At 53.4% G+C, this 14,318-nt stretch carries 9 protein-coding genes; 4 read left to right on the forward strand and 5 right to left on the reverse strand.

Annotated features, from left to right (window positions below; all coding sequences use genetic code 11):
- Window positions 1-251: 251 nt before the first annotated feature.
- Complete coding sequence (locus tag P1X16_RS04535) at window positions 252-1,235, reverse strand: arabinan endo-1,5-alpha-L-arabinosidase (RefSeq protein ID WP_277226666.1); 984 nt, start codon at window positions 1,233-1,235, stop codon at window positions 252-254.
- 984 nt (window positions 1,236-2,219) lie between these two features.
- On the opposite strand from P1X16_RS04535, the gene P1X16_RS04540 reads away from it, so the two are divergent.
- From P1X16_RS04540 to P1X16_RS04550, 3 genes are read left to right on the forward strand one after another with little or no spacing between them, the layout of a single operon-like run.
- Window positions 2,220-3,230, forward strand: coding sequence for a LacI family DNA-binding transcriptional regulator (locus P1X16_RS04540; RefSeq protein ID WP_277226667.1), 1,011 nt, complete (start codon window positions 2,220-2,222; stop codon window positions 3,228-3,230).
- A 46-nt stretch (window positions 3,231-3,276) separates the two neighbouring features.
- Complete coding sequence (locus P1X16_RS04545; protein WP_277226668.1) at window positions 3,277-3,990, forward strand: 3'-5' exonuclease; 714 nt, start codon at window positions 3,277-3,279, stop codon at window positions 3,988-3,990.
- On the forward strand, window positions 3,983-5,884 hold the full coding sequence (locus P1X16_RS04550; protein WP_277226669.1) for a DUF294 nucleotidyltransferase-like domain-containing protein: 1,902 nt from the start codon (window positions 3,983-3,985) through the stop codon (window positions 5,882-5,884). The genes P1X16_RS04545 and P1X16_RS04550 overlap by 8 nt, the downstream gene beginning before the upstream one ends.
- Before the next feature lie 57 nt (window positions 5,885-5,941).
- Here P1X16_RS04550 and P1X16_RS04555 read toward each other — a convergent pair whose 3' ends face one another.
- The gene (locus tag P1X16_RS04555; RefSeq protein ID WP_277226670.1) at window positions 5,942-7,252 is read right to left on the reverse strand and encodes an OmpA family protein; all 1,311 of its coding nucleotides are present in this window, start codon (window positions 7,250-7,252) and stop codon (window positions 5,942-5,944) included.
- Window positions 7,253-7,560: 308 nt separating this feature from the next.
- Window positions 7,561-8,586: a LacI family DNA-binding transcriptional regulator gene (locus P1X16_RS04560; protein ID WP_277226671.1), complete on the reverse strand. Its 1,026-nt coding sequence runs from the start codon at window positions 8,584-8,586 to the stop codon at window positions 7,561-7,563.
- Between the two features lie 712 nt (window positions 8,587-9,298).
- On the opposite strand from P1X16_RS04560, the gene P1X16_RS04565 reads away from it, so the two are divergent.
- Window positions 9,299-12,094 (forward strand): TIM-barrel domain-containing protein, encoded by a 2,796-nt coding sequence (locus tag P1X16_RS04565; RefSeq protein WP_277226672.1) that lies wholly within the window; start codon window positions 9,299-9,301, stop codon window positions 12,092-12,094.
- Window positions 12,095-12,601: 507 nt separating this feature from the next.
- On the opposite strand, the gene P1X16_RS04570 is transcribed toward P1X16_RS04565, so the two are convergent.
- Both P1X16_RS04570 and P1X16_RS04575 read right to left on the reverse strand, forming a co-directional pair.
- Entirely contained in the window at window positions 12,602-13,582 is a 981-nt protein-coding gene (locus P1X16_RS04570; RefSeq protein ID WP_277226673.1) for a Gfo/Idh/MocA family oxidoreductase, read from the reverse strand.
- Window positions 13,583-13,657: 75 nt separating this feature from the next.
- The gene (locus P1X16_RS04575) at window positions 13,658-14,272 is read right to left on the reverse strand and encodes a DNA-3-methyladenine glycosylase I (RefSeq protein ID WP_277226674.1); all 615 of its coding nucleotides are present in this window, start codon (window positions 14,270-14,272) and stop codon (window positions 13,658-13,660) included.
- Between the last annotated feature and the right edge of the window lie 46 nt (window positions 14,273-14,318).

Consider the following 14,318-nt stretch of genomic DNA (forward strand, 5'->3'; position numbering starts at 1 on the left):
TGCGGCTGATTTTTGTGTTGCTGCTAAGCTAAACAAGCAAGTCTATGAATAAGCTTATACGTTTTGCAAGGGGCATTGCCCACGCACAAAGGAAACAAGATCTGCTTGATGGCACGGGTTGCCAGGCGGGCTCAACGGAACACCTAGGCGAAGCGCTTCTTCGGCGGCGAATATTCCGTTATGCAAAGAAGAGTATTTCCTAATTTATCCTGCCGACCGGAATCGATTCAGTGGAAAAATAACTTGATTTTTTAGGGTTTTACCACCGGCCAGCCTTGCGCGTCCCAGGTCATCTTTTCGATTCGGAGTTTGGGGCGGCCTTTGTCGGCGCCGTCGTAGCCGTGAAAAACGAGGTAGTCGGTGTTGTCGAAGGTATAGGCAGAATTGTGGCCCACACCAAACCAGTTTTTGTCGCCTTCCAGAACCAGCGTGCCGCCCCCTTGTTCTAGGCCGGTGCCTGCTTTGTCTATATAAGGGCCGGTAACTGATTTCGAGCGGCCCACCATCATCTTATAGGTGCTTTGGGGGCCGCGGCAGCAATAGTCAAACGACACGAAAAGATAATAGTAGCCGTTCTTCTTGAAGATGAAAGGGCCCTCAATGGCGGCATCGCCGGGCAATGAATCGGTGAGTTTCTGGTCGCGGGGGCGGGCTGCCACGGTGCGCCAGCGTTCGGGCTGGGCTGGGGCGGTGAGGTCGGGGCGGAGTTGCACCAGCTTCATGCCGTCCCAAAAGGAGCCAAATACCAGCCATGGCGTACCTGCTTCGTCGCGCACCAAGTTGGGGTCGATGGCGTTCCACATGTCCCGGCCCGGCACCGACTGAATAACCTTGCCTTTGTCAACCCACTTGTAATCAGGAGAAGCAGGGTCCAGGGTTTTGTTGGTAGCCAGCCCAATGCAAGACGTGTTTTTGCCGAACGCCGAAACGGAGTAGAAGAGGTAGTACACCCCGTTGTGCAGAGAGATGTCGGGCGCCCAAATGTGGCCTTTAAAACTAGGTATAGCTTTTACTGCCCACTCTGGCGGTGTATCAAACACTGGTTTTTCCTGCTTCCACGTCTTCATGTCTTTCGATGACCACATGGCAATGCCTCGGCCAGTGCAGAACATGTAGTAGGTGCCATTCTGCCGGATCATAACCGGGTCGTGGGCAGAAATAAGGGGAGTCTGCGCCTGTTGAGCGTGAGCGGTAACCCCGACGAGCAGAAATAGCAAGGAGAGTAGGAATTTCATGGGTGGGAAGACTACATTAACGATTGTGTAATTTGTGCATAGATACTTAAATTCGGGATAGGTGTGGCAACTCGCTTAGTACAAGGTTTGGATACGGCAAGAGTAGAAAGCTTTATTAGTTGATACTCAGTCCTGAGCAGAAAACCATTTATCCCGCCCGATCAGCCTATAGGTTATATCGCGTAGCATACTTCTTCTGTTAGTTGACTTTCCATCTCGTTGTTATTCTTCGTTATGTCATGAAATATTGGGTTCTGGGTAATGTATAACTATGATTATTGCCGTATCACAACTTAATAGCCTTTTTTCAGGTAGATAAAAGGCGAAAATTGTTTTAGAAACAGCATAATAGCACAATCGTTTGTGTGTATTTGAAGATATTCGCTTATATTTATTAGTTAGTTCATTGGTTGGTATGGGTTCCAGTCAACCTAGGCCTGCTGATTTAACGGAACGGCTACTCCTTGATCTGCAGGTAGGGTAAGAAGCAGTCAGCAACTACGTCTTCAAAGGCCGAAGCCTGAAGTCCGTGCTCAGCACGGCGCACGTTGACGCTGAAGCGTTGGACCCAACAAGAAAGCCGTTCGTAGCCAGTAGAAGCCGGCTTAAGTTGGCAACGAGCCACTATTTGCTATTACAATTACCATCAGTCTAAACTAAAGCAAACTCGTTTGGTAAAGCCGAGCGATGTAGCAACAAACCATTCTTCACGGTTGCTTCAACAAGCCTGTACTGTGTCGCGGCAACGGTAGAGCCAACGGTTGGGCTACTCTTTTTGTCTATTGGATTTGCTCAGCAGTAGTAGCTAAACACTATTAAGCAATAGAGTAGGCAAGACAAGGTCAAAGAATGTAGTAAAAAAGCTTATACACTGTCTGTAAAACCGCTGTAGCTTTACGCAAAGTAATTATAGAGTGAAATAATATGGCCCCACGTGGTAAAAAGGTGAATGACTCGGCAAGCGTACAAAGCAGTCCGGTGTCTATGTCCGATCTGGCGCGCGAACTGGGGGTATCGATGACCACTATCTCGCGTGCCCTCAGTGACCACCACAGTATTGGGCCGGCTACTAAACAAAAGGTTATTAAGCTGGCCAAAAAACTTAACTACCAGCCCAATCACTTGGCGGCAGCATTGCGCAAAGGCAAAAGCAAGTTGCTCGGCGTAATTGTGCCTTACATCGAAGGGCGCTTCTTTCCGTCGGTGGTGCACGGCATTGAAAGTGCCGCCAGCAAAGCCGGCTATAGTGTTATTATTTGCCAGTCCAACGAGGATGTAGCGCACGAGCGCAAGAATATCGAAACGCTGCTGAGCGCGCAGGTAGCGGGTATTATGGTGTCACTGTCGCGCACTACGCTCGATTTCAGGCATTTCGATAAGGTGCGCAAGCGGGGTATTCCGCTGGTGTTCTTCGACCGCACCATGGAAGGCGACAACGTGAATGCCGTAGTGCTCAACGATCGGGATGGCGGCTTTCAGTCCACAAAGCACTTGTTGCAACAGGGGTGCCGGCGCATTGCGCACTTTGCTGGGCTGCAACACTTAAATATCTACAAGAATCGTCGGCAGGGCTACCTCGATGCCTTACAGCTCTACGGGCTGCCCCACGACGAAGAACTCATCGTGTACTGCGACATGACGCTTGAGGAAGGCATGGCGGGTATGCGCCGTTTGTTGGACCTGCCAAATCCGCCCGATGCCGTGTTTTCCGCCGGCGACTCCTCGTTGCTCGGGGCCCTGCAACTACTTAAGCAGCGCGGTATTCGGGTGCCGCAGGATATGGCGCTAGCCGGTTTCAGCAATGAGGCTTTCACAGCCATTACTGAGCCTATGCTAACTTCTGTGGATCAGCGTTGTGAGGAAATGGGGCAGGCTGCGGTTCGGCTGTTTCTGGAATTAGTGGAAGCCAAGGGCAGCCCGTTTTCGCATCGGCAAGTGGTGCTGCAACCGGAGCTTTTTATTCGGGACTCTTCGTTGCACCAGAGCAAAGAGTAGGTTTTAGTGCGGTTGGAAAACGGAACTGATTTATTAACCAAAGCGGGTGCAACAATATTTGCTGTTTGTAGACACGGAAACCACTGGGCTGCCTTCGGGGTGGAGTAAGCCGTATTCGGTGGAGCGTAACTGGCCGTGCATCGCGCAGCTTGCCTGGGAAGTGTATACACTAGAAGGCGAACTGGTGAAAACCGAAAATCACTACATCCGTGTGCCTGCGGGCCGTATGCGGCCGTCAGCTACGGCTATTCACGGCCTTACGCCCGCTTTTTTGGATCAGCACGGCGAGGACCGCCAAACGGTGATGCAGCGTTTCTTCAATGATCTGCGCACCTACTGCCCCCTGGTAGTAGGCCACTACATGCGCCTCGATTTTCATATGATAGGAGTGGAGTTTCACCGGGCCAGCCTGCCCAACTTGCTGGCTGAACTACCCACTCTGTGCACCATGCAAACCAGCCAGCGGCAGGCACAAACCAAGGAGCGCAGCTTTTTGCGCCTTGGCGAACTGCACGAGCATCTGTTTCAGGAGCCCATGGTGCGCCAGCACGATGCCTTGATTGATGCGCAGGCAACGGCCCGCTGCTTTTTTGAGCTGCGCCGCCTCGGCGACCTTAGCGACGAGACTATCTCCGAGCAACCGCAATTGTCGGTGCCCTCCGCCGAAGCAGGTATGTTCGAGCGGTACCGGTCGTTGTGGCCCTTGTTTTTGCTGGTAGTCGGGGTACTTTCACTGCTGTTATTTTGGCTCTATGGATAACCGCTTAGAATTTTTAAAAACGGTAACCCCTTTCAACCTACTGCCCGAAGACGTGCTGCTGGGAGTGGTAGGATTGCTGCAGGAAGTACGCTATACCAAGGAAACCTTAATTTATCAGCAGGACTCGTCGAAACTGCGTAGCCTCGACATCATTGTGGCGGGTCAGTACGAGGCCTTCTTCTACGACAGTGAGCAAAATAAGCGCCTCCCCGAAGCCTTGCGCGCCGGCTCCTGCTACGGAGGCCAATCCATTCTGCTTAACAAGAAACGTTCGATTCGCACGGTCATAGCCCAGAAGGGAACCGTGGTGTACGCGCTGCCCCGCCGCGACTTTCGAGCATTGTGCCTGGCCTATCCGGCCTTCTTTCACTTCTTCACGGCCCTCTACGGCGAGCGAATGCTCAACGAGGAGTACGCCCATTTTGTGAAGCCCACGTCGGCCCGCGAAGAAAATTTCATTGCCGCCGACCAGATGTACTCGCGTAAAATCGAGACGCTAGAGGTGCGCGAAATCGTGGCCATACCGCACAGTACGCCCATTTTCAAGGCCGCACAGCAGATGGCTGCCGCCAAAGTAAGCTGCTCATTTGTGACCAACGACCGAGGCGAAATTATCGGTTACTTAACTGATATTACGCTGCGCGACAATGTGATAGCAAAGCAGTTAGATGCCGCGCGGCCAGTGTCCGAAGTGGTAGATACGCCCATTGTCTCCATCAACAACGAGGCCTACGTGTATGAGGCCATCCTGCTGATGTTTCAAACCAAAACCCGCTATCTGCTGGTTGAAAAGGACGGGCAATTCATTGGTTTTCTGAGCCGTAACAAGCTGCTGAGCGACTTGGCGCAGTCGCCGTTCATGTTCATTCAGGCCGTGAAGTCGGCGCAGAGCATGCAGGAGCTGAAGCGCCGCTGGGAAACAGTGCCCGAGATTGTTAATCAGCTGCTGAGCCGGGGCGTAAAGCCCGAAATCGTGAATCAGGTGATTACCACCGTGGCTGATACCATTGCGCTGAAGGTCATTGAGGGCGTGCTGGCCGAACACGGACCCGCGCCGGCCAAGTTCGTGTTTATGGTGCTAGGTAGCGAGGGCCGCAAAGAGCAGACCCTGCTTACCGACCAAGACAACGCCATTATCTACGAAGACAAGGCCAACGAGCAGCGCGAATTGGTACGGGCGTATTTCCTGCGCTTTGCCGAAGCGGTTTCCGACCAACTCAACCACATCGGCTTAAGCTTTTGTACGGGCGGCTTCATGGCCAAAAACCACAAGTGGACGCATTCCTTGTCGCACTGGAAGCGCAACTACAACAGCTGGATGAGCGAGTCGAACAACGAAACGGTGATGAAATTCACCACGTTTTTCGACTGCCGCTACCTCTATGGCGAAGAGGCCATTATGGAGGAACTGCAAGCATATATGGGCGAGGTGTTGCAAGGGCCCGTGGAGCGCTTCTTCTACTATATGGCCAACAACGCCTTGCAATATGAGCCCCCATTGACGTTTTTTCGCAACTTCCGCACCTTCACGCAGGGCTCACAGCAGGTGTTTGATTTAAAGAAAACGATGACGCCCATCGTGGACTTAGTACGGGTGTATGCGCTCAAGCACCTGATTTTTAAGACCAACACCGGCGAGCGGCTGCATGAGCTACGCGAGAAGGGTGTGTTCACCGAGAAAGAGTACCAGGAGCTGTTTCAGGCCTACTACTACCTCATGGGCATGCGCTTGAAAAAGCAAGCCCGCCAGCTCATCAACGACCGGATTCCGCCCACCAACTACCTCGACCCCAAAGTGCTGACGCAGGTAGAGCAAGTCACCCTCAAGGAAATTTTCAAGGTAATAGCTGACTTCCAGCTGCGCATCAAAGTAGCCTTTACGAAGACGCTGTAAACAACACGTAAAGTAAAAGGCTCGTCCTGCACTACGGAGGGCGAGCCTTTTGCTTGCTTATTTGTCGATGACGCGGATGCTGACCCGCCGATTCAGGGAGCGGCCATCGGGGGTGTCGTTGCTGGCAATGTTGTCGAGGGAGCCGTAGCCAACAGCTTCTATACTGTTCGGGTCAACCCCAAACTTGATGAGTGTAGCCCGGGCCGATTCCGCCCGTTCGCGGCTGAGCTTCAAATTGAAGGCAGGGTCGCCAGAGGTATCGGTGTAGCCCCCAATACGCACTTTGGCATTGGGAAAGGTTTTCAAGATGCTAGCCACGTTCGACAACTGCCACATCGATTCGTTGGTAAGGACGGCCTTGCTGGACTCGAAATAGATTCGGTCGAAGCCAATCCACCCCTTCGAGGGGCTTACTTTATCGACTTCGAGGCGTGGGTCGACTAAGAACTGGTACAGCTTGTTTTCGGTGGAATTGGCCCCAATTATTTGCTGCAAACCATCCTTGAGCTTCAACACGGCGGGTACCCCGGCATCCCCATACACGTACCCTCCGCCCGACCGGTCGAAGTTGCCGTTGGCAGTTAGGGCCGCCGGGTTGTTGGGGTCCCACACCCCGTTGTTGCTCATATTAGCGGTAGAGGTGGCGTAGCTTTCGGTGTTGGGACTGATGGCAGCAGTATCGTTGCTTGCCTTTTTGGTTTCGCTGCCTATGATATAGCCTAGCTCCGCCGTGGCCACCACCAGGGCCGCAATCAGCCATTTGTTGGTAGTAGAAACCGTAGATGCTGGCCGAAACCGGGGTGGGGGCGTAGTTTCGTGGGTTAAGGTTGGTAGCCATTGCTCTTGCAGCGGAAGCAGTGCCGGTTGGGTGGTCACCGGTGGCGGCATCTCGCGAGACAAGGTCTGCAAGGACTGCGCTAACTCATCGGGTCCCCACTGGTTGGCGGCTACTTGTTTGCCTAGCATACCGAGCGTTACGGGTACCACCAGATTGATCAGGTCGACTACGGTGTCTTGCTTGATACCTGTGGTCGACACCACGCTATTGATCGTGCCAAAATACCGGTCTTTCTGCACCGACTTAACCAGTTCTGCTCCGCGCTCGGGCATTAGCGCTACTTCTTGTTTGGCCTTTTCTACATCAAGCACATCCAATTGGCTCGCCTCGTTGGCCATATTGTACACGGCCTGCTGGCCGCCAGTTTGCTCACTTAGCTCAGCCAAGTTGCCCATTACCAAGGTGATAACTCGCGGTAGAGCCAACTTTGTGCTTATTTCTTGCTCAACTCCGACCCCCTTTACATTAATAAGGTCGTTGCGTAGGATGAAGCGTTTGATGTCTTCCGCTAAATTTTCACTTGTTATCATAGGGAGGAGGCGTAGTGGAACAAGAAAATCCAATTAAATATCGGATTAACATTAACCTTTACCTACGAAGCCTACTAGTATGCAGATTGACCCTGAAGTCCTTTCTTAGTTATATAATTGATAATCAATAGTATGATAAAGTGAGCGGGTCTGAAATAAAAGAATCATTGTTAGCCAAATTTGCCTGAGCGCAGAACAGAAGGTGTGCAGCAAACCTTGAATAACTTACTTCGAAACCAAGTAACACAACATCAAACAGCAAAGCACTGATCTGTAGCCTAGCCACGTAACTCAGCTATAGTATTCTGCTACTGATTGCGCAACGACGAGCCTCGGACTTCGAGTTGAGGCTTGAGCATAATGCGTTGGGGCGAGTAATTGTCGGTGCGCTTATGCATTTGCAGAAACAGGCGCACCGCAGCTTCGCCCATCAATTCGCCCCGTTGCTCCACCGAGGTCAGCCGAGGCCAAATTAAGGTAGTAAAAGGCTCGTTGCTGAAGCCAGAAAGGGCAATGTCGTGCGGCACCCGAATATTACGCTCCTGTAGCACTTCCAATGCGCCCACTGCTGGCATGTCATAGGACGAGAATACGGCATCGGGTGGCGAATCGAGTTGCAGCAGCAGGTTCATGCCTTCGGCACCCGCGGCCTTGCTTAGGTTAGGTAACTGAAAAACCAACTCCGGGTCGAGGCGCAACCCAAAAGATTCCAGGGCGTCAACGTAGCCCTCAAAACGGTTTTTGTTGATGTTCAAGTGTTGAGGGCCCGAGAAAAACGCAATGCGTTTGCAGCCTTGCTCCACCAAATGCTTCACTACCCCGAAGGCCCCTTGGTGGTCATCAAGAACGACGGCGTTGGTGGTGGGCAAATCGGGCATACGGTCGAAAAAGACCAGGGGAATCCCCTTGTTCTGCACCTTCTCGAAATGCTGGTAGTCGTGCGTAGTGCTCGACATGGAAATCAGGATGCCTTCTACCTGAGCGTTGAGTAGCATTTTGAGGTTGGCGCGTTCCTGCTTTACGTCTTCGTTGGATTGGCAAAGCATGACGTGAAACCCGGCCTTAGAGGCCATTTTCTCGATGCCGTGCATAACCGTAGGGAAGAAGTACCCGCTGATGTGGGGCACCACTACCCCTAAAATGCCGCTGTGCCCTTTGCGCAAACCCGCCGCCAGATGGTTGGGCTGGTAGTTAAGCTTAAGCGCCATTTGCCGAACCCGCTCTTTGGTATCCTCCCGAATATTGGCATGGTCGCTTAAAGCTCGCGAAACAGTTGATACGGCTAGGCCTAAGTGCGTTGCAATGGTCGTAATGGAAGCCTGCTTGTTAGCCAATGTAGTAGCGATTAGAATACTAGGCCTGTTCTTTCTAAGATAATATTTGTGACAAGCAGATGCAGCGCGTGCCAGCCCGCCCAAGCGCTGTGCTATACAGGCAACTCACTCAATGTACAGATATGGATAGTTGCAACCTGTTGAAGGCTGCATCAAGCTACTCAAATATGTCAAAGTAAATAAAAGCCTACTGCAATGGAAGGCAATACTTAACAAGGGACGTGTTATTAGCAGTTGCTCGATTACAAAGCCGAACCTAGTTCAGCATTCAAGAAAACTGAAATAACAGAGCAAGGGCATTGATCTGGGCGTTAGTAGAAGCAACAAACTCTCCGTACACCGTGCACTTTTCGCTTAAACTCGTGCCAAAGAGCCCAAAAACGAATTTTGAAAAGCTTACGGGTATTCTGCTAATGTGTATTATTACGCGCCTTTGTAGTACTTCTTCCCACTAGAAGGGGAGCGTGAGCAAGGGTTTCAAGAATATTTGACTTAGCACCGTTGGTTGTCTTCTGAACTTTCAACGCTCTTCGCTAAGTAGCTAGAACCGCTTCCAGTATTTGCTATCTGTCCGATGTAATGGTGCCGCGGCAGCGTGTGGCACCTTGTTCAACTCCTAACCGGCAATCGTTTGCATTTTATGTCTAATCAACGCAGTACCTATGCCCTTTCGCTTCTAGGACTTGTTTTTTGGTTGCCTATAGCGGGAGCAATGGCTCAAAAGCCGAGCGTTAAGCAATTGCAGGACGGGGTACTTATAACTCTGCCCAAACCCAACGACAACGCCGTGCGCACCATCCGGCTTCACGTTGTATCCGACAACATTATCCATGTGCAGGCTAGCCCCTTGGATTCGGTATCGACTAGGCAGAGCTTGATGACGGTTGCCCCTACGGGGGCGGCGCCGAAGTGGCAGTTCAAGCAGAAGAAAGGGCAGGGTGTGGTCAGCACAGGCGCCTTGAATGCCACCGTCTCGCTAACGACCGGCGAGGTTGTGTTTACCGACACCAAGGGCCGCGTTATTCTGCAGGAGCGCAAAAACGGCGGTAAGCTATTTAAGCCGGTGGTAGTAGAAGGTGAACAGCTGTATGAGATAGAGCAAGTGTTTGAGTCCCCAGCCGATGAAGGCATTTATGGCCTAGGTCAGCACCAGAATGGGGTGATGAACTACAAAGGCCAACAGGTACGGCTCGCCCACAACAACACGGACGTGGCGGTGCCTTTCCTCGTTTCCAACAAGAATTACGGTATTCTGTGGGACAACTATTCTATCACCAACGTCGGTGACACCCGCGACTACCAACCGCTTTATGCCCTGAAACTCTACGCCAAAGACGGTACGGAAGGTTGGCTAACGGCCACCTACGTCAAAAAGAACAAGCCGAGCGAAGTAGTAGCACAGCGCCCCGAGTCTTCCTTGCCCTACGAATATTTGGAGGACATGAAGAACTTCCCGGCCGAGGTGAAATTGGGCGAAACCATGGCAACCTGGGAAGGCGCTATTGCCTCCAATGAAACCGGGCTGCACCACTTCTTGCTCAAAAACGCGGGCTATGCGAAACTCTACATTGATGGCAAGCTGCAAGTAAGCAAGTGGCGCCAAGCCTGGAACCCGGGCACGGCGGTGGTGGCCATCAACATGGAGAAAGGAAAAAAGTACCCGATCAGGCTGGAATGGGACCCGGATGGGGGGGAGTCGTACTTGGGGCTGAAATGCTTGAGTCCGCTCGAAGGCCAAAGCCAGCACGAATACGGCTTTAAGTCGGAAGCGGGCCGCGACATCAACTATTACTTCGTGCAAGGCAACAACCTAGACGAAGTGGTGAGCGGCTACCGCCAGATCACCGGCCCGGCGCCCATCATGCCGAAGTGGGCCATGGGCTTTTGGCAGAGCCGCGAACGGTACAAAACCCAAGCCGAGATTCTGAACACGGCCGCCGAGTTCCGCAAGCGCCAAATCCCGATTGATAATATCGTGCTGGATTGGTCGTATTGGAAGCCGGCGGAATGGGGCAGCCAGGAGTTCGACCCAACCCGTTTTGCAAATCCGGATGCCATGATCAAAACCTTGCACGACCAGGATCATATGCACTTTATGATTTCGGTGTGGGGCAAGTTTTACGAAGGGATTCCGACGTATAATGATTTGAACGCCAAGGGCTACCTCTACAAGCGCAACATCGCCAACCGCACCAAGGATTGGATTGCGCCGGGCTATACCTCCACGTTCTACGACGCCTTCAACCCCAAGGCCCGCGACGAATTCTGGAACCTGCTCAACACCAGGCTATTCAACAAAGGCATTGATGCCTGGTGGATGGACGCCTCCGAGCCCGACATCTACTCGAACACCAATGAGGACACCCGCAAGCGGCTGATGACCCCTACCTACGCGGGTTCGGGTACGGAGTACTTCAATGGCTACCCCTTGCAAAATGCGAAAGGCATCTACGAAGGCCAGCGCAAAACCGCTCCCGATCAGCGCGTATTCCTACTCACCCGCTCGGCTTATGCGGGCTCGCAGCGGTACGCGGCAGCTATCTGGAGTGGGGATATTGGTTCGCGGTGGGAAGACTTCAAGAATCAGATTTCGGCTGGTTTGAACTTCTCGCTGTCCGGCATCCCGTACTGGACCACCGACATTGGGGGCTTTGCGGTGGAACGGCGCTACGAAAAGCCGAACGCCAAAGACCTGGAAGAGTGGCGTGAACTTAATGCGCGCTGGTACCAGTACGGCGCGTTTTGCCCGCTGTTCCGCGCGCACGGCCAGTTTCCGTTCCGCGAGATTTACAACATTGCGCCCGAAACGCACCCGGCTTACCAGAGCATGTTGTACTACAACAAGCTGCGCTACCGCCTGATGCCCTACATCTATTCACTGGCCGGCCAGGCGCACCACCAGAATTCCACCATCATGCGCGGCCTGGTCATGGACTTCAACGCTGATCCGGCCGTTAAGAGCATAGGTGAGGAGTTTATGTTTGGCCCAAGCTTGCTGGTAGCACCCGTAACCGAATACCAGGCCCGGACCCAGAAGCTGTACTTGCCGGCAAACACAGGCTGGTTTAACTTCTACACCGGCAAATACGTGCCCGGGGGCCAGCAAATCACAGAAGAAGCGCCCTTAGAGCGCATGCCGCTATTCGTGAAAGAAGGCTCGATTATTCCCTTCGGACCCGAAATCCAGTATACCTCCGAAAAGCCCACCGACCCGGTTACGCTTTATGTATATACCGGCAAAGACGCCAGCTTCTCGCTGTATGAAGACGAAGGCGTGAACTACAACTACGAGAAGGGTTCGTTTGCCACCATCCCTACCTCGTACAACGAGAAAACCAAGACCCTCACCATTGGCGAGCGGAAAGGCACGTTCCCGGGCATGCAAACCGAGCGAACCTTCAACGTCGTGTGGGTGACCCAAGACAAGCCAACTCCCATCGACTTCACGGCAGCCCCCGCCAAAACCGTGACGTACTCAGGCAGCGCTGTCACCGTCAAGATGGACTAGCTATTTTGGTTTCTGTTCAGGTGAAATTTGCAAAAAAGGCTCTGCTAATTCAGCAGGGCCTTTTTTTATAGGAATTATTTGAAAACGTAAGCAGCCAATATCAAGCCTGATTGAGGCTAATGAGTGGCTGAGCTACTGTTGCCCTTACTGAACGTCATGCTGAGCGGAGCCGAAGCATCTCGCGTGCTGCCATTGCTAAAGTACCCGTCATGCTGAGCGCAGTGCAACGAAGCCGAAGCATCTCGCTCGAATCGTTGGGCAAGCGTTAGGATTTACCACACTAGCGAGATGCTTCGGCTTCGTTGCACTGCGCTCAGCATGACCATACCACGACAATGTCAGCCCGCGAGATGCTTCGGCTGCGCTCAGCATGACGTTTCTCTACATTGTTCTGATGTGGGTAAACTACTCCTAACCCCTCAGATGAAAAGGGGAACTAGCTATGAGCTCTAACCTTTGAGGCTTGAGCAAGCACATAGAAGTAGGTTGCTTCCCGAGTTCTTACCCTTACTCGCCTGGGTAGCGCAGGCCAATTTGCTGCCGTACGGTGTCCATAAGCTGCATCAGTTCCTGGCTGAATTGGAGTGGCAACAAGGGACTTTCCGTGAGGCCCTGTTCGAGGCATTCTTGCACGTGCTGGGCTTCGTAGTGGTAGCCAAGGCCTTGCTTTTCGCAGGGAATAGCCTGGGGTTCTTGGCCAGTCAGGTGTAGGGTAATGCCGCTGGCCGCATGGAACCGGCCGGTAAGATGCAGTTGCCCTTTCGAGCCGTAAAGGATGCACTGATTGTCGGTCTGGGCGGTTAGGGTGGAGAACAGGCTAGCCGTTGCGCCACTGGCGTACGCTAAGACCATGGCGCAGGTCGAGTCTACGCCGGTGGCGGCGGGTACGGACACGGCTTTTATATCCTGCGGTTCGCCCAGGAAAAGCTTGCTTATGAAAAGTGGGTACACGCCAATATCCAGCAGCGAGCCGCCCGCCAAAGCAGGATTGAAGAGCCGACTTTCGGGCGCGTAGGTTGCCACAAAACCGAAGTCTGCAGCCAGATGCTTTACGTCCCCGATGATACCCGCCGCTACCAGCTCCAGCGCTTTGTTGATGGCTGGAAAAAAGCGCGTCCAGAAGGCTTCCATTAGAAAAACTCCTTTCTCCCGGGCCGTGCTGATCATTTCCTGGCTTTGGCGGCCGTTGAGAGCAAAGGCCTTTTCGCACAGCACGGGCAAGCCACCGCGCAAACAAAGCAGGGTATGCGCATGATGCTCGGAATGCGGCGTGGCAATGTACACCACATCAATGTCGGGCACGGTCAGTAGTTCTTCGTAGCTGCCCACGGCGTGCGGCGCCCCAAATTTGGCAGCAAACTCCTGTGCTTTCTCCAAGCTTCGGGAGGCTACAGCATGAAGCCGGGCGTTGGGCAGGAGGGCTAAGCTTTCGGCGAACTTGTGGGCGATGTGGCCCGGGCCCAGGATGGCCCAGTTGAATGTGCGCATAAGATCAGGGTGAAGCAACGGTACTCACCAAAGGTAGCGGCTCTGGGCATGTAGCCATTACAGAATTCGGTGCTGCTACTCGGCCAGGGCGGCGCACTCGGCGTGCCGCGGGCAGCTAAGCAGGTGGTCGTTGACGAGGCCCGCCGTCTGCAAAATGTTGTAGCAGGTTACGGGGCCCGTCATTACGAAGCCGCGCTTCTTCAGGTCTTTGCTCATGGCTTCGCTTTGGGGCGTGGAGAGGGGGACCGGGTTGGAAGGACTGCGCTGGCTGTCGATGGTCTGGCCACCTACGTACTCATAGAAGAAAGCGAGCAGCTGGTCGTCGCCGCCTACTTGCTGGCGCAGGCGCAGCCAGGCTTGGGCGTTTAGCACGGTGGCCTCCAGCTTGCGCCGGTTGCGCAGGATGCGCGGGTTCAGCAGCAGTTCGGCTATGTCGTCTTCGCCGAAACGGGCCAGGCGCTCCGGGTCGAAGTTTGCCAGCAGTTCTCGAAATCCTTCGCGCCGCTTCAGCACCACCGGAAAGTCGAAGCCAAGCTGAAACGTGTGCAGCACCAAATATTCAAACAAGATGCCTACCTCAGCTACTGGCTCGCCCCATTCGTGGTCATGAAAATCGCGCAGCAAGTCGTTGTGGTCGGCCCAGGGGCAGCGTCCTTCAGAACCAGTAGGGGGGAGGTTGGGTAGCATCATAGGAGGCAGTACAGACTAAGCAGTACCACCTGCTACGACTACTGCC

It is taken from the genome of Hymenobacter sp. YC55 (genome assembly GCF_029433095.1).
Taxonomy (GTDB): Bacteria; Bacteroidota; Bacteroidia; order Cytophagales; family Hymenobacteraceae; genus Hymenobacter.

What these genes read in the sequence shown, in the direction of transcription:
- P1X16_RS04535 (WP_277226666.1), bottom strand. Translation starts at nt 1,235, where the DNA reads ATGAAATTCCTACTCTCCTTGCTATTTCTGCTCGTCGGGGTTACCGCT.
- P1X16_RS04540 (WP_277226667.1), top strand. Translation starts at nt 2,220, where the DNA reads ATGTCCGATCTGGCGCGCGAACTGGGGGTATCGATGACCACTATCTCG.
- P1X16_RS04550 (WP_277226669.1), top strand. Translation starts at nt 3,983, where the DNA reads ATGGATAACCGCTTAGAATTTTTAAAAACGGTAACCCCTTTCAACCTA.
- P1X16_RS04555 (WP_277226670.1), bottom strand. Translation starts at nt 7,252, where the DNA reads ATGATAACAAGTGAAAATTTAGCGGAAGACATCAAACGCTTCATCCTA.
- P1X16_RS04565 (WP_277226672.1), top strand. Translation starts at nt 9,299, where the DNA reads ATGGCTCAAAAGCCGAGCGTTAAGCAATTGCAGGACGGGGTACTTATA.
- P1X16_RS04570 (WP_277226673.1), bottom strand. Translation starts at nt 13,582, where the DNA reads ATGCGCACATTCAACTGGGCCATCCTGGGCCCGGGCCACATCGCCCAC.
- P1X16_RS04575 (WP_277226674.1), bottom strand. Translation starts at nt 14,272, where the DNA reads ATGATGCTACCCAACCTCCCCCCTACTGGTTCTGAAGGACGCTGCCCC.